Source organism: Pseudomonas sp. TWI923 (genome assembly GCF_039673365.1).
GTDB lineage: Bacteria > Pseudomonadota > Gammaproteobacteria > Pseudomonadales > Pseudomonadaceae > Aquipseudomonas > Aquipseudomonas sichuanensis.
The window spans coordinates 1-14186 of sequence record NZ_JBDJLM010000066.1; the positions used below are offsets into that span (position 1 = coordinate 1).

The 14186-nt window shown below is 64.8% G+C and carries 17 protein-coding genes; 8 read left to right on the forward strand and 9 right to left on the reverse strand.

The annotated features are described in order from the left end of the window. The first annotated feature begins 108 nt into the window (after positions 1–108). The 5 genes from ABE459_RS20470 to ABE459_RS20490 all read left to right on the forward strand — a co-directional run bounded on the left by ABE459_RS20470 (position 109) and on the right by ABE459_RS20490 (position 3388). The gene (locus ABE459_RS20470; protein WP_323831303.1) at positions 109–1125 is read left to right on the forward strand and encodes an XdhC family protein; all 1017 of its coding nucleotides are present in this window, start codon (positions 109–111) and stop codon (positions 1123–1125) included. 100 nt (positions 1126–1225) lie between these two features. After that, positions 1226–1804: a hypothetical protein gene (locus tag ABE459_RS20475; RefSeq protein WP_323831305.1), complete on the forward strand. Its 579-nt coding sequence runs from the start codon at positions 1226–1228 to the stop codon at positions 1802–1804. A 70-nt stretch (positions 1805–1874) separates the two neighbouring features. Then, a complete protein-coding gene (locus tag ABE459_RS20480; protein WP_125463551.1) occupies positions 1875–2429 on the forward strand; it encodes a lipocalin family protein in 555 nt (184 codons plus the stop codon). Positions 2430–2498: 69 nt separating this feature from the next. After that, positions 2499–2804: an NIPSNAP family protein gene (locus ABE459_RS20485; protein ID WP_125463550.1), complete on the forward strand. Its 306-nt coding sequence runs from the start codon at positions 2499–2501 to the stop codon at positions 2802–2804. A gap of 38 nt (positions 2805–2842) precedes the next feature. Continuing rightward, a complete protein-coding gene (locus ABE459_RS20490; protein ID WP_223811901.1) occupies positions 2843–3388 on the forward strand; it encodes a hypothetical protein in 546 nt (181 codons plus the stop codon). 14 nt (positions 3389–3402) lie between these two features. Here ABE459_RS20490 and ABE459_RS20495 read toward each other — a convergent pair whose 3' ends face one another. From ABE459_RS20495 to ABE459_RS20510, 4 genes are all read right to left on the reverse strand, one after another. Then, complete coding sequence (locus ABE459_RS20495) at positions 3403–3684, reverse strand: hypothetical protein (RefSeq protein WP_323831308.1); 282 nt, start codon at positions 3682–3684, stop codon at positions 3403–3405. Between the two features lie 132 nt (positions 3685–3816). Further along, positions 3817–4104 (reverse strand): HigA family addiction module antitoxin, encoded by a 288-nt coding sequence (locus ABE459_RS20500; RefSeq protein WP_125463548.1) that lies wholly within the window; start codon positions 4102–4104, stop codon positions 3817–3819. 14 nt (positions 4105–4118) lie between these two features. Next, positions 4119–4397 (reverse strand): type II toxin-antitoxin system RelE/ParE family toxin, encoded by a 279-nt coding sequence (locus ABE459_RS20505; protein WP_323831311.1) that lies wholly within the window; start codon positions 4395–4397, stop codon positions 4119–4121. 102 nt (positions 4398–4499) lie between these two features. Continuing rightward, positions 4500–4991: an Lrp/AsnC family transcriptional regulator gene (locus ABE459_RS20510; protein ID WP_323831313.1), complete on the reverse strand. Its 492-nt coding sequence runs from the start codon at positions 4989–4991 to the stop codon at positions 4500–4502. 95 nt (positions 4992–5086) lie between these two features. Between ABE459_RS20510 and ABE459_RS20515 the strand changes: the two genes are divergently transcribed. After that, positions 5087–5944, forward strand: coding sequence for an EamA family transporter (locus ABE459_RS20515; RefSeq protein WP_323831315.1), 858 nt, complete (start codon positions 5087–5089; stop codon positions 5942–5944). A gap of 214 nt (positions 5945–6158) precedes the next feature. Here ABE459_RS20515 and ABE459_RS20520 read toward each other — a convergent pair whose 3' ends face one another. From ABE459_RS20520 to gnd, 5 genes are all read right to left on the reverse strand, one after another. Then, a complete protein-coding gene (locus ABE459_RS20520; RefSeq protein WP_323831317.1) occupies positions 6159–6614 on the reverse strand; it encodes a GNAT family N-acetyltransferase in 456 nt (151 codons plus the stop codon). Continuing rightward, positions 6611–6808, reverse strand: a complete 198-nt coding sequence (locus ABE459_RS20525; protein WP_323831319.1) for a DUF1737 domain-containing protein — start codon at positions 6806–6808, stop codon at positions 6611–6613. The genes ABE459_RS20520 and ABE459_RS20525 overlap by 4 nt, the downstream gene beginning before the upstream one ends. A 455-nt stretch (positions 6809–7263) precedes the next feature. Further along, a complete protein-coding gene (locus ABE459_RS20530; RefSeq protein WP_323831321.1) occupies positions 7264–9075 on the reverse strand; it encodes a glycoside hydrolase family 15 protein in 1812 nt (603 codons plus the stop codon). A gap of 201 nt (positions 9076–9276) precedes the next feature. Further along, on the reverse strand, positions 9277–10785 hold the full coding sequence (gene zwf / locus ABE459_RS20535) for a glucose-6-phosphate dehydrogenase (protein ID WP_125463543.1): 1509 nt from the start codon (positions 10783–10785) through the stop codon (positions 9277–9279). Further along, positions 10782–11765: a phosphogluconate dehydrogenase (NAD(+)-dependent, decarboxylating) gene (gene gnd, locus ABE459_RS20540; RefSeq protein ID WP_125463542.1), complete on the reverse strand. Its 984-nt coding sequence runs from the start codon at positions 11763–11765 to the stop codon at positions 10782–10784. The genes zwf and gnd overlap by 4 nt, the downstream gene beginning before the upstream one ends. 201 nt (positions 11766–11966) lie before the next feature. Here gnd and ABE459_RS20545 point away from each other — a divergent pair, with 201 nt between their 5' ends. Continuing rightward, positions 11967–12134: a DUF6026 family protein gene (locus tag ABE459_RS20545; protein ID WP_167409825.1), complete on the forward strand. Its 168-nt coding sequence runs from the start codon at positions 11967–11969 to the stop codon at positions 12132–12134. 479 nt (positions 12135–12613) lie between these two features. After that, positions 12614–14173: a glycogen synthase GlgA gene (gene glgA, locus ABE459_RS20550; protein WP_323831326.1), complete on the forward strand. Its 1560-nt coding sequence runs from the start codon at positions 12614–12616 to the stop codon at positions 14171–14173. Positions 14174–14186 lie beyond the last annotated feature (13 nt).

Here is a 14186-nt window from a genome sequence, read left to right on the forward strand (position 1 = left end):
CCGCACCCTTTCTTTTGTTCCTCCTCAGCGAGGGGGGTCCCCCCCCCCCCCCCCCCCCCCCCCCCCCCCCCCGCTCCTACAGGCAGCGCTACATAACCAGAGGACACCATGGAAAGCATCGATCTGCTGGTCCTGCGCACCGCCCACGACTGGCTCAAGGCCAGTCACCGCGTGCTGCTCGCCACTGTGGCCCGTACCTGGGGCTCGTCGCCGCGCCCGGTGGGCTCGATGATGGCCTTGCGCGATGATGGCCGGGTGATTGGCAGCGTCTCCGGCGGCTGCATCGAAGATGACCTGATCCAGCGCTACACCAGCGCCCACGGTGGCCCCGAGCTGCCTGTCGGCGCCCCCGAGGTGGTCCGCTATGGCATCAGCGCCGACGAGGCGCACCGCTTCGGCCTGCCGTGCGGCGGCACGCTGGAACTGATCCTCGAGTTCAACCCCGAGCCCCAGCTGTTGCAGCGCTTGCTCGAGCAGCTCGACAGCGGCCAGCTGGTATGCCGCGACCTTGCCCTGCAAGACGGCAGCGTCACCCTCCAGGCCACCGCCACCCCGGCACAGTTCAGCTTCGACGGCCAGCACATGCGCAACACCCTCGGCCCCGGCTACCGCATGCTGTTGATCGGCGCCGGCGCGCTGGCCGAATACCTGGCGACCATGGCCCTGTTCAACGGCTTCCGCGTGGCGGTGTGCGACCCGCGCCCGGAATACCTGGCCAGCTGGGCGCTGGCCGGCGTCGAGCACCTCGCAGGCATGCCGGACGACGTGGTGCGCGCCTTCCGGGCCGACCTGCGCACCTGCGTCATCGCCGTCAGCCACGACCCCAGGCTCGACGACCTGGCCCTGCTCGAAGCCCTGCACAGCCCGGCTTTCTACGTCGGCGCCATCGGTTCGCGGCGCAACAGCCAACTGCGACGCGAACGGCTGATCGAGCATTTTGGCGAGACCGAACAATCGCTTGAGCGCCTGCACGGGCCGATCGGCATCCATATCGGCAGCAAGACCCCGGCGGAGATCGCGGTCAGCGTGATGGCCGAAGTGCTGGCGGCGAAGAATGCGGTGCCGGTCCCGACGGTATCCCAGGGCAAGTCGCAGCAGCGAACCGCCGCTCACACCCTGGCCTGAGACCACAGCGACACCAGGTCGCTCACACACTGGCCAACCTGTGACTATGCTTGAACCTCGCATGCCACTCACCGGTATCGATCACAAGGAAGACAGGCCAATGAATCCAACCCGTTCCCTCGCCCGCGCCATTGCGCTCGCCTCGTTAGTGTCCGCCGCCAGTTTCACCGCCCACGCCGCCCAACTGCCGATCGCCAGCGAAGCACTGGAAAGCCATGTCAGCACGCAAGTTACCGCCATCGACCAGGCCAACCGCCAAGTCACCGTCAAGGGCCCGCATGACAAGGACGTGACCTTCCAGCTCACGGAACAAGCCAAGGCCCTGCCCAACCTCAAGGTCGGCGACAAGGTCGACATCTATGTGACCCGCGCGGTGGCCTACGTGCTGAACACCAACGTCGGCGGCGCACCTAAAGCCTCGGAAGAGGCCGGCACCATCCGTGCCACCAAGGACAACCCCAACCCCGGTGGCGAAGCCTTCCGTCAGGTGAAGGTCACCTCACAGATCAAGAAGATCGACCTCAACACCCACGAAGTCAGCCTGCTGCCGCCGGAAGGCAAGCTGCAGGTGGTCAAGGTCGAAGACCCCGAGCTGCAAAAGCGCATGAAGAACCTCAAGGTCGACCAGACCGTGGACGCCATCTACACCGAAGTGCTGCGCATAGAAACTTCGCGTTGATCCGGTAAAACCTTTTGCCCGGCCTGCGCATCGAACATCAGGTGACCCTTCACTTTGCCAGGAGGTACCCATGACGATGCGTACGGCTTTGCTGCTGTCCTGCCTGACCCTCGCAGTGGCCGGTTGCTCCAGCTCAGCGCAACAGCTGCCGCCCCCCACCACCCAGCAAGTCGACCTGCAACGCTACCAGGGCACCTGGTACGAGCTGGCGCGGCTGCCGATGTTCTTCCAGCGCAATTGCGTGCAGTCCGAAGCGCGCTATGGGCTGCGCGCGGATGGCCGAATCGACGTCGACAATCGCTGCAAGGAACAGGACGGCCAGTGGAACACCGCCCACGGCATCGCCCAGGCGCAAGTGCCCGGGCGCACCGACAAGCTGTGGGTGCGCTTCGACAACTGGTTCAGCCGCCTTGCGCCCGACCTGACCAAGGGCGAGTACTGGGTGCTGTACCACGACCCGGACTACCGCGTGGCGTTGGTCGGCCACCCCAACCGCGAGTACCTGTGGCTGCTGTCGCGCAGCCCGACGGTCAGCAGCCAGACCCGCGAGCAGTTGCTGCAACGGGCACGCGAGCAGGGCTATCCCACCGAGAAGCTGATCTGGCGCCAGGCGGACACGCCGTAACACCCATCGACGCCCGCCGCCGCCCCCTGTAAGGTGAGCCTCCCCGGCTCACCCAAAGGATTGCGTGCAATGATCACCTGCCACCTCAAGTACATCATCGACCCGTATCAGATCCCTGCTTTCGAGGCTTACGGCAAGCTGTGGATTGGCCTGGTCAACCGCATGGGCGGCACTCACCACGGCTACTTCCTGCCCAGCGAAGGCGCCAACAACGTCGCCTACGCCCTGTTCAGCTTCCCCAGCCTGGCCGCCTACGAGCAGTACCGCACGGCGTCGGAAACCGACCCCGAGTGCATCGCCGCCTTTGCCCTGGCCACCGAGCAGCGCTTCATCCTCAGCTACGAACGCAGCTTCCTGCGGCCCGTGCACGGCTGAGCCTTGGCAAATACCCTTTCCAAAGCAAGGAACGCAACGTGAAGCATCTCGCAAGAACACTGGGTATGGCTGGCCTTGGGCTGTTGCTTGGCTGCACGCCGGGCCAACGCTTGCCGTTCGATGTGCCATACGGTCACTACGAGAACTTCCTGCGTGAATACGTGGGCGACCGCGGACAACTGACCTGCCAGGTGAGCATCGAGGAAAACCACACCGGCGACAAATGGGTGCCCTCGGTAATCCTCGCCGCCGCCCAGGACGAGCGCGAGGACTACACCCTGTTCCTGTCCAGCTCACCGCAGAGCAACGGCAGCGATCAGCGCACGTTCCACCTGCGCACCTTCGTCAACGCCACTGCCGTCATCAGCGACCACTTCCTCAACGCGCCCAATCGCAACGACCAGTACGGCCTGCGCCTGGCCTGGCATGCCGATGGTTCGATCAGCTACCAGGTCGACAACGGCGATGGCTGGACGCCCAAGGCAACGGTGCAGAGCCCAGGGTTCAAGGTGCGCCATGTGAGTGCCCACGCCAGTGGTGTCAAAGGGGTCGCGCACTGCGTGGTCAGTGACAGCGATGTGTAAAGAGGGCTGCCCGGTCAGGCGCCGGGCTGCTGCCCTGCCCGCAGTGCCGCGATGAATACGTCCAGCGGTACACGCACAGCAGGCCGGTCCTTTTCGTCATGGCGCTCGATCAGCACCTGCTCGTCTTCGAACGTCACCCGATAATCATCGCTGTTGTAGGGGTCCACCAGCCTGTTGTTACGGGTAGCCAGGGCCTCTACCAGGATGTGTTGGCGCTCGGTGGCAGTGAATGCTTCGCCGAGCCAGCGCAGCAGACCGGCGTCATGGGATTGGGGATTGGCGGCTTGGAGGGGCATGGCAGGCTCCTTCTGTCATCAAAAAGGCAAAAGGGCCTGCACGGCCCTTTTCCCTGGCCTCGGGATCAGTAGGCAGGATAGGCCGTTTTGATCACCTTGCCACCCATTCGGATATCTTCTGATCGCGGCGCTTCAGGCAGCTTGGTGCAGCCGCGTGATCACTGGTTGCTGGCGCTGCCGCGCCTGCCAGATGTCGTAGTCGACCTGGATGGTCAGCCACAGCCGCGCGGTGCTGATGCCGGCCATCTCCAGGCGCACGGCAAGGTCGGGAGAGACGGCCGCCCGGCCATGCAGTACACGGGACAGCGCTTCGCGGGAGAAGCCCAGGTGCGCAGCGAAGGCCTTTACCGTCAGGCCCAGTGCGGGTAACACGTCCTCGCGCAGGGTTTCACCGGGGTGAGGCGGGTTGAACATAGCCATGGAAAGCCTCCTGATCAGTGATAGTCGAGGTAATCGACCAATTCGACATCAAAACCCGCAAAACGAAACACCACCCGCAAGTTGCCTGACACGCTGACTGACCAGAAGCCGGCCAACTCACCCTTGAGTGGGTGCAACTGCCAGCCCGGCACACTCATGTCGTCGGCGACGAGAGCGCTGTCGAGAAACTGCAGTTGGCGCTTCAAGCGCTGGGCGTGGGCAGCCTGGATGCCGCGGGTGTTGCCCGTTTCGTGGAAAAGCCGCAGTCCTTTGTGGCGAAAGCTGATGATCATGGGGCGCGCCGTATCCATTCAGTGCGAGAGGCGCGAGTGTGACCCCATGAGTCACAGGCAGCAAAGTATCATGTGTGACTCGATGCGTCACATATATTCCTGCTACCCGGCATCAGCCTGGAACGCCACCCCCAACCCCACCTTGACCTTGTCCAGCACGATCAGCGTGCGGTAGGTCTGGATATCGTCGTTGTCGGCAAAGTGTTGCCTGACCAGCTTTTCGAAATGCGCGACGTTGCGCGCCAGCATGACGATGATGAACGACACCCCGCCACTGACGAAGTAGCACTGCTGTACCTCCGGTACTCCAGCGAAGTAGCGCTTGGCACGGTCCATCACCAGCGAGCGGTCGTCGCACAGGCGCGACTCGACGATGGCGGTAAGCTCCTGGCCCAGTGCTTCCGGGGCGATGACGGCGGTATTGGCAAGAATCACCCCATTGGCTTCGAGCTGGGTGATGCGCCGTTGCACGGCGGGGGTCGACAAGCCGATGGCCTCGGCGATCACCCGCTGCGAGGTCTTGTTGTCCTGTTGCAGCATGCGCAGGATCGCCTGGTCAAAGCTGTCGAGCGGGCGCTTGGGCAAATCATTCATGTTCAGGGTCCGAAAAAAGCAATTCACTCATCCTGCGGCGCGTTATACAGCCAATGCTTCGGGGCCGGCGCAGTAGAATCCTGCCACGAATCTGCATGGAGATCGTTGTGCGCCAAGCCAACCCGGGGGCATTCACCCCCATCCTTGCCGCCCTGCTGGGGCTGGTGTCAGTGCAATCGGGCGCCGCCGTCGGCAAGGCCATCTTCCCACTGGTGGGGCCGGAAGGCGTGGCTGCGCTGCGCCTGGGCCTCTCGGCGCTGATTCTACTGGTAGTGCTGCGCCCGTGGCGTATCTGGCGCCAGGCCAACCTGCGCGACCTGGTCGGCTACGGGCTGATGATGGGCTTGATGAACCTGCTGATCTACCGGGCGTTCCTGTATATCCCGGTGGGTATTGCGGTTTCGATCGAAGTGATCGGCCCACTGGGCGTTGCATTGTTGAGCTCGCGGCGGCGCATCGACCTGTTGTGGATCACCTTGTCGGCGTTCGGCCTGGTGCTGTTGCCCTGGGGGGCCGGTGCAGACGGGCTGGACCTGCGCGGCGTGGCCTTTGCCCTGGCCGCCGCGCTGGCCTGGGGGCTTTACGTGACCTTGGGCACGCGAGTGGCAGTGCATGGCCGCCAGGCGGTGGCCAGCGGCATGCTGGTGGCGGCGATGCTCGGCGTACCGCTGGGCGCGTTGCAGGCCGGTAGCCAGCTGCTGCAACCCACGGTGCTGGCCGTGGGGCTGGCAGTGGCATTGCTGTCCAGCACGCTGCCCTTCCTGCTGGACATGTTCGCCATGCGCCACCTGCCGCCAAACGTGTTCGGCGTACTGCTCAGCGCCTCGCCGGCCGCCGGGGCGATTGCCGGCTGGCTGGTGCTGGGAGAGACATTGAGCCTGCTGCAATGTGCGGGGATCGCGGCAATTGCGGCGGCCTGTGCGGGGGCGGCGTTGGTGGGAAGGCCAAGGTAGCGGGGAGGCTTTGCAGAAACCTTACTGTGCTGGCCTGTTCGCCGGCAGGCCGGCTCCCCACAATGAACTTGCACGTCCGCTGTAGGAGCGGCCTTGTGTCGCGAAAGGGCTGCGCAGCGGCCCCAGGATTTGTGGTTGGCGCAAAGTTGCCGGGGCCGCTTCGCGGCCCTTTCGCGACACAAGGCCGCTCCTACAAGTGAAACGCGGGCCGTGGTTACAGCAATGACTTACGCATGAACACCCGCTCAAACCCATCCTGCGCAGCCCGATGCGTCTCGCGATAGCCCAACCGGGCATAGATCGCGATGTTTTCGGTCATCCGCTCATGGGTATAGAGCCGGATAGCCTCACACCCTGCGGCGCGGGCATGTGCCTCGCAGAAGTCCATCAGCATCCGCCCGATGCCCTGCCCTTTGCTCGCGGGCAAAACGGCGACGTTCACCAACAGCAGCTCACGCTCTTCCCGGCGCATGACCAGTAGCCCGACGATGCGCGAGGCCAGCGTGGCAACAAACACATCGTCCTCGTTCACGACCTGCTGGTAATCGTCGAGCATCGGTGCCGGTTCGCGACCAATTCTGGCGATGTAAGGGCTGTAGGCTTCTCTGACCAGCGCCGCGATGGCGTCGGCATCCTCGACTACGGCCTGTCGCAGGGTGATGGCGTTCATTCTTTCACCGTCGGCCAGAGCACCGCCTGGGCGGCAATCACGTGGCCCAGGTTGGCATCGAAGGTAACGCTGGGCGAACCATGCAGCTTGTAGCCCAAGGCGAGCAGCTGCGAAATGCGCTGGCAGAAGCTGGCGTCGTCCTTGCCGGTGATCAGGCGGTAGACCGGCAGGCCGTCGGGGGGCGATGAAGTCATTGGGCAGTCCCTCTCATGGCAGGCGCATATGTGCGCGGGGGCGGCCATCATGTCATAGCGATCTGGTGCTCGTCTTTGGATTGAGCCTGGGCCACCAGGTGCAGGGCGGGAGACAGGGTGAAGGCCACCAGATGCCTGGCGATAGATCTTCAGCGCCTATGAGATCGAGCGCCGCCCGCGCGGCGCATCGCTGGCAAGCCAGCTCCCACATCTGTTTCGGGCCAATTACTCCTGCATGTTCATCACTGTCCGCCTTGTTGGTACGACGCGGTTTCAGCATGGGCGTTGCCGCCGCCCCACATGTCTCAAGGCATGCACCAAGGCAGGCGCCGGTACTTTCACAGGAATAATTGGCCCGAAACAAACTGTGGGAGCTGGCTTGCCAGCGATGCGCCGCGCGGGCGGCGCTCGATCTGATAGGCGCTGCAAATCCTCCGGCGAGCACCTGGTAGCCCTCACCCACTATCCCGATCAGCCCTATGCGCCCTATCCCGCACCGGACACCGCGCCCGGTGCAGATTCAACGCCGTATTGATAATCCCGACATGGCTGAACGCCTGCGGAAAATTCCCCAGCATCCGCTTACCCACCGGGTCGTACTGCTCGGCCAGCAGCCCGACGTCATTGCACAACCCAGTCAACCGCTCAAACAGCATTTGCGCATCCTGCTGGCGCCCGAGCAGCACATACACATCCGCCAGCCAGAACGAACACACCAGGAACGTGCCCTCCCCCGGCGTCAGGCCATCGCTGCAGCTGTCGCTGTCGTAGCGCAGCAGCAGGCCGTTGCGCAGCAGGCGCTGTTCGACCTGCTCAAGGGTGCGCAGAAAGCGCGGATCATCCGCCGGTAAAAAACCGGTCAGGGCAATCTGCAGCAGGCTGGCGTCCAGCTCGGTCGAGCCATAGGCCTGCACGAAGTGCTGCCCGCCGGGGTCCAGGCCACGCGCGCAGACCTCAGCGCGGATCTGCTCGGCAACGCGTCGGTAATGCCTGCCTCGCTCACGGTCTTCCTCGGTGGTCTCGGCCAGGCTGGCGGCGCGGTCGAAGGCGACCCAGGCCATGACCTTGGAATGCACGAAATGCTGACGGCCGCCGCGCACCTCCCACAGCCCTTCGTCAGGCTCGCGCCAGATGCTTTCCAGGTAGGGCAGGATCAGCCGGGCGATGGCGGAGCTGCGCGGATGACGCGGCAGGCCGCCCTTGATGGCCTGGGTCATGGCGTCGGCGAGTTCGCCGTAGATATCGAGCTGCAACTGCTCGGAGGCGGCATTGCCGACGCGCACCGGCTGGGAGTGCTCGTAGCCCGCCAGCCAGGGCAGGCTGAACTCGGGCAGGTCACGCTCCCCCGCCAGGCCGTACATGATCTGCATCTGCTCGGGGTTGCCGGCCACCGAACGCAGCAACCATTCGCGCCAGGCCTGGGCTTCGTCGAAGTAACCGAGATTCATCAGGGCCAGAAGGGTCATGGTGGCGTCACGCAGCCAGCAGTAGCGGTAGTCCCAATTGCGCTCGCCACCCACGCGCTCGGGCAGCGAGGTGGTGACGGCGGCGACCATGCCGCCGGTGGGCGCATAGGTCATGGCTTTGAGCGTCAGCAGCGAGCGGCGCACCAGATGGGTGTAGGGGCCGACGTCCGGGCAGCGGGCGGCGAAGGCCTGCCATTGGGCGATGGTCTGCGCCAGGTCATGATCGACATCGCACCCGGGCTGCACGGGCAGGTGCGAGGGCTGATGGCAAAGGCTGAACAGCTGACGCTCGCCAGCGCCCACGCGAAAACGCGCAACACTGTGATGGTCCTGGCCATGGGCTTCGACACCGCTGCGCAGTATCAGCCGGTCGGGGCCGGCCACCGCACTCAGGGTCAGCGGGTCGATCTTTTCCACCCAGGGCACGCTGCGGCCGTAGTCGAAGCGCAGCACCAGGTCCATCTCGAACGCGGTTTCGCCCGCCAGCCCTTCGACGATGCGCACGATGGCGTTGCTGTCACCCAGGGGCATGCAGTCGAGCACCCGGGCACGGCCGCTGGCGGTGGTCCAGTGGGTTTCCAGCACCAGGGTGTCGTCGAGGTAACGGCGTGAACAGTGTTCCACCGGATCGCTGGGGGCGATGCGCCAGCGGCCATTTTCTTCGTTGCCCAGCAATGCCGCGAACACGGCCGGGGCGTCGAAGCGTGGCAGGCACAGCCAGTCGATGGCGCCGTCGCGGCTGACCAACGCGGCGCTGCGGCAGTTGCCGATGAGGGCATAGTCTTCGATGAGGGCAGGCATCGGGGCTCCTTTGGCGGGTGGGCCTGAGGTTGGATGCCTGGGGGGCGCTAGTCGTTCCGCCCAAGTCGGCCTCATCGCGGGGCAAGCCCGCTCCCACGCTTTGGACCACCCCCAAGGCTTAAATTGGTGCCCAACTTCTTGGGGGCAGCCCACTTCCGTGGGAGCGGGCTTGCCCCGCGATGAGGCCGGTGCAGGCAACCATCAACCCAGGTTATGCCACTCACGCTTGTCGCGGGTCAGCAGCTCGTTGCCTGCCTCCGGGCCATCCTCCCCGGCCGCATAGCCATGCACCTCACCCGCCTCGCTGGCCCAGGCATCGAGAAACGGCTGCACAGCGCGCCAGCCGTTCTCGATGTTGTCGGCACGCTGGAACAGGGTCTGGTCGCCCGTCAGGCAGTCGTAGATCAAGGTCTCGTAACCGGTCGCCGGGGTCATCTTGAAGAAGTCCTTGTAGGCAAACCCCAGCTCGACGTTCTCCATGACCAGCTCCGGCCCGGGCCGCTTGGCCTGCAGGTCGAACCACATGCCCTCGTTGGGCTGGATCTGGATCTTCAGGTAGTTGGGCTTGGGCCGCTCCAGCTCGCTTTCGCGGAACTGCGCATAAGGCGCGGGCTTGAAGCAGATGGCGATCTCGGTGTCGCGCACACTCATGCGCTTGCCGGTGCGCAGGTAGAACGGCACGCCGGCCCAGCGCCAGTTGTCGATCATCACCTTAAGGGCGACGTAGGTCTCGGTCTGGCTGTCTTTGGCAACATTGGGCTCGTCGCGGTAACCGGCCAGCGGCTTGCGCCCCTGTTTGCCGCGGGTGTACTGACCACGCACCGAATTTTTCAGTGCCATCTTCGTCGTCCACGGGCGGATGGCGCCGATCACCTTGGCCTTCTCGCCACGCACCGCATCGGCGCCAAAGGCGGCCGGCGGCTCCATGGCGACCATCGCCAGCAGCTGGAACAGGTGGTTGGGCACCATGTCGCGCAGGGCGCCGGTGCTGTCATAGAAGGCGCCACGGGTCTCGACGCCGACGGTCTCGGCCGCGGTGATCTGCACGTGGTCGATGTAATGGTTGTTCCAGAACGACTCGAACAGGCCATTGGAAAAACGGCTGACCAGGATGTTCTGCACCGTCTCCTTGCCCAGGTAATGGTCGATGCGGTAGATCTGCCGCTCGCTCATCACCTTCAGCAGGCGGGCGTTCAGCGCTTCGGCGCTGGCCAGGTCGGTGCCGAAGGGCTTCTCCACCACCACCCGCCGGAAGCCCCCGGCGGACTCGTCGAGCAAGCCGGCATCGCCCAGGCGCTGAGCCACTTCCGGGAAGAAGCGTGGCGAAGTGGCCAGGTAGAAGATGGCATTGCCGTGGCTGGTCTTGTCGATGCGTTTGGCCAGGGCCTGGTAAGTCGCCGGGTCGAGGAAGTCGCCGGTCTGGTAGTCCAGGCGCTTGGCCAGGCGCGCCCAGAGCTTGTCGTCCAGGCAGCGCTCGCTGCCTTCGCGGCCCTGGTCACGCTCCAGCATGAAGGCATGCAGGCGCTCGGCGAACGCTTCGGCGCTGGCCGCATTGTGATCGACCCCGACGATGCGCAGGTTGCGGTCCAGCAGGCCATCACGGCTGAGGTTGTACAGCGCCGGCATCAGCAGGCGCTTGACCAGGTCGCCGTTGGCGCCGAACAGGAACAGGGTGCAGGGTGGAGCGGCAGGGATGTTTGGTTTGGTCATTCGCCTTTCTTCTCGACGTGGCCACCGAAGCCCAGGCGCATGGCCGAGAGGATCTTGTCACCGTAGGTGCCCTGCTGCTGGCGCGAGCGAAAACGGGCGAACAGCGCGCTGGACAGCACCGGCACCGGCACGGCCTGCTCCACGGCGGCATCGATGGTCCAGCGCCCTTCGCCACTGTCAGACACCGAACCGCTGAACGCGGACAACTGTGGGTCGGCGACCAGGGCGTCGGCGGTCAGGTCCAGCAGCCAGGAGGTGACCACGCTGCCACGGCGCCACACCTCGGCGATCTCGGTCAGGTTGAGGTCGAAGCGCTGGTCTTCGGGCAGTTCGTCGCCGCCCTTGCTGCGCAGCAGGTCGAAGCCTTCGGCGTAGGCCTGCATCAGGCCGTACTCGATGCCGTTATGCACCATCTTCACGTAGTGGCCGGCGCCGGGTGGGCCGGCGTGGATGTAGCCATGCTCGGCGCGCTCGTGCTCACCGCTGCGCCCGTGGGTGCGGGGGATGTCGCCGACGCCAGGGGCCAGGGCCTTGAACAGCGGTTCCAGGCGCTCGAACACCGCCTTCTCGCCACCGATCATCATGCAGTAGCCGCGGTCCAGGCCCCACACGCCACCGGAGGTGCCCACGTCCAGGTAATGCAGGCCACGCTTGGCCAGTTCGGCCGCGCGGCGCATGTCGTCCTTATAGAACGTGTTGCCGCCGTCGATGATCGCATCGCCCGGCTCCAGCAGTTCGGCCAGTTGGGCGATGGTCTGCTCGGTAGGATCGCCCGCCGGCAGCATGACCCACACCGCGCGCGGCGCCTTGAGTTTCTGCACCAGTGCACCGAGGTCGTGGGCCCCCTGCGCGCCCTCGCCTTCAAGCCCGGTGATCGCTTCACGGTTGCGGTCATGCACCACGGTGCGGTGGCCGGCGCGCATCAGCCGCCTTGCGATATTGCCGCCCATGCGGCCCAGCCCGACGATTCCCAGTTGCATGTGGTGACGCTCCCGTTAGAAATGGATTACAACCGTTAAGGATTTCAGATTAGTCCAGCGTACCCGCAGAGGGTTCACCGACGAACGGCGAGACCACGATAAACAAAAAAGTTCCCATGACCAGGGAAAGAATTCAGAATGCGCGCCGCATGAAGCGACTACGCTTTGATTTGTCACCAGCCAGCCCTGCGAGGTGTGCTCATGGGTACCCTGATGCCTGCTACTCCCACCCAGACCCTCTACGTGTCCGTACGCCGTGATGAACTGCGCCAGCTGAAGGACGAGCGTGACCAGTTGCGCCAGCAAGTGGCGCACTTGAACCAACTGCTGGAACAGGCCCGCCTGCAAGGCAAGCCCGCCAGCCTCTGAGTCACCGCCCATGCGCAGGGAGCCGAGCGGCTCCCCGCCCTGCCCGTTTTTACCTCCCGCCCTACCCGCCGACCAGGCACTTCCCTACCTGCACAAATTTTGTAACACCTGCCAACGTTTGCGGGGACGAACGGTCATCAGAAAAATGACCAGCAAGTCACAAGAATGTCGTTTCGTCCCCTACACTCCAGATTCGGCCCGCGTTTTGCTCGGAAAAAGTGACGAAAAAAAGTCGAACTTTCCGAAATGCGGGCAGGTCAGGAGCTAAGTAGGCCAACGCAAAGGGACTTCCTCACGCCAGGCCCACCCACCCCCACCCGTCCACACGCTTTTCGGCCGGATTGCCGAGCGTGCCGTGACTGCGCGCACTGATATCGGGCAAGGACCGCACTACGAAGATGCAACACCGATCAGAGAGAACCAGCACGAAATAACGCAACGGGTGCCCGCACCCGCAAAAACAAGGGACGGAGAGAAGTATGATCAGTGCCGCTGTCGAACCTCACGTAGATGCATTCAAATCGGATAGCCGCGAGCCGCTGCCACCCAGCCTCGCCCCGACAGTCAAGGCACCCGGCGCCCAGCGCCAGCACAACCCCAACAAGCGCAAGGTCCTGTTCGTCACCTCGGAAATCGCCGACCTGGTCAAGACCGGCGGCCTGGGCGACGTGTCCGCCGCCCTGCCACGGGCGTTGGCCCACCTGCACGATGTAAGGGTGCTGATCCCCGGCTACCCCCAGGTGATGGAGAGCGACAACCCCATCCATATCGTCGGTGAGCTGGGCGGCCACGCGGCACTGCCGCCGTGCAAGATCGGCCGCATGGACCTGGCCGACGGCCTGGTGATCTATGTGCTGATCTGCCCCGAGCTGTACCAGCGCGAAGGCACCCCCTACGGCGCCAACAACGGCCGCGACTGGCCGGACAACCATATCCGCTTCGCCCGCCTGGGCCTGGCCGCCGCGGAAATTGCCGCCGGTGAAGGCATGGCCCACTGGCGCCCCGACCTGGTGCACGCCCACGACTGGCCGGCCGGCCTGGCCCCGGCCTACATGCACTGGCGTGGGCTGAGCACCCCGACCCTGTTCACCATCCACAACCTGGCCTACCAGGGCGTTTACAGCCGCGCCTGCAGCCCGGAGTTGGCGATCCCCGACCACGCCATGCAACAGGAAGGCATGGAGTTCTACGGCAAGCTGTCGTTCCTCAAGGCGGGCCTGGCCTACTCCAGCCACATCACCACGGTGAGCGCCACCTACGCCCGGGAAATCACCACCCCCGAGTTCGGCTGCGGCCTCGACGGCTTCCTTGCCAGCAAGGCCCAGCAAGGCTTGCTCGGCGGCATCCCCAACGGTATCGACGAGAGCTGGGATTCGGCCACCGACAGGCACCTGGTGCACAACTTCAGCCTCAACGACTGGGACGGCAAGGCGCGCAACACCCAGCAGGTGCGCGAGCTGTTCGGCCTGAACGCGTCCAAGGGGCCGCTGTTCGCCGTGGTCTCGCGGCTGGTCTACCAGAAAGGCCTGGACCTGACCCTGGGCGTGGCCGACTACATCGTCGAGCAAGGTGGCCAGATCGCCATCATCGGCCGTGGCGAGCCCGAGGAAGAACAGGCCATGCGCGAGCTGGCACTGCGTCACCCGGGCCGCATCGGCGTGCGCATCGGCTTCAACGAAACCGATGCCCGACGGATGTTCGCCGGCAGCGATTTTCTGCTGATGCCATCGCGCTATGAGCCGTGCGGTCTGAGCCAGATGTACGCGCAACGCTTCGGTTCGCTGCCGGTGGCGCGCAATACCGGCGGGCTGGCCGACACCATCGAGAACGGCGTCACCGGGTTCCTGTTCGACGACTCGACCCTGGACAGCTACCGCGAAGCCCTGAGCCGCGCCTTCTACGTGTATGGCAAGAAGCACCTGCTCAACGCCATGCGCTGCCTGTCGATGACCCAGCCCTTCAACTGGTGCCAGGCGGTGGAACCCTACGCGCGGCTGTATGAGGACCTGGTCAAGCAGACCCAGATCGCCCACTACTGAGCGGAGAGCGGAC

Bases quoted from the DNA above. Each gene is read 5' to 3' on its own strand.
- ABE459_RS20470 (WP_323831303.1), top strand. From the start codon at position 109: ATGGAAAGCATCGATCTGCTGGTCCTGCGCACCGCCCACGACTGGCTC.
- ABE459_RS20475 (WP_323831305.1), top strand. From the start codon at position 1,226: ATGAATCCAACCCGTTCCCTCGCCCGCGCCATTGCGCTCGCCTCGTTA.
- ABE459_RS20480 (WP_125463551.1), top strand. From the start codon at position 1,875: ATGACGATGCGTACGGCTTTGCTGCTGTCCTGCCTGACCCTCGCAGTG.
- ABE459_RS20485 (WP_125463550.1), top strand. From the start codon at position 2,499: ATGATCACCTGCCACCTCAAGTACATCATCGACCCGTATCAGATCCCT.
- ABE459_RS20495 (WP_323831308.1), bottom strand. From the start codon at position 3,684: ATGCCCCTCCAAGCCGCCAATCCCCAATCCCATGACGCCGGTCTGCTG.
- ABE459_RS20500 (WP_125463548.1), bottom strand. From the start codon at position 4,104: ATGGCTATGTTCAACCCGCCTCACCCCGGTGAAACCCTGCGCGAGGAC.
- ABE459_RS20505 (WP_323831311.1), bottom strand. From the start codon at position 4,397: ATGATCATCAGCTTTCGCCACAAAGGACTGCGGCTTTTCCACGAAACG.
- ABE459_RS20510 (WP_323831313.1), bottom strand. From the start codon at position 4,991: ATGAATGATTTGCCCAAGCGCCCGCTCGACAGCTTTGACCAGGCGATC.
- ABE459_RS20515 (WP_323831315.1), top strand. From the start codon at position 5,087: ATGGAGATCGTTGTGCGCCAAGCCAACCCGGGGGCATTCACCCCCATC.
- ABE459_RS20520 (WP_323831317.1), bottom strand. From the start codon at position 6,614: ATGAACGCCATCACCCTGCGACAGGCCGTAGTCGAGGATGCCGACGCC.
- ABE459_RS20525 (WP_323831319.1), bottom strand. From the start codon at position 6,808: ATGACTTCATCGCCCCCCGACGGCCTGCCGGTCTACCGCCTGATCACC.
- ABE459_RS20530 (WP_323831321.1), bottom strand. From the start codon at position 9,075: ATGCCTGCCCTCATCGAAGACTATGCCCTCATCGGCAACTGCCGCAGC.
- zwf (WP_125463543.1), bottom strand. From the start codon at position 10,785: ATGACCAAACCAAACATCCCTGCCGCTCCACCCTGCACCCTGTTCCTG.
- gnd (WP_125463542.1), bottom strand. From the start codon at position 11,765: ATGCAACTGGGAATCGTCGGGCTGGGCCGCATGGGCGGCAATATCGCA.
- ABE459_RS20545 (WP_167409825.1), top strand. From the start codon at position 11,967: ATGGGTACCCTGATGCCTGCTACTCCCACCCAGACCCTCTACGTGTCC.
- glgA (WP_323831326.1), top strand. From the start codon at position 12,614: ATGATCAGTGCCGCTGTCGAACCTCACGTAGATGCATTCAAATCGGAT.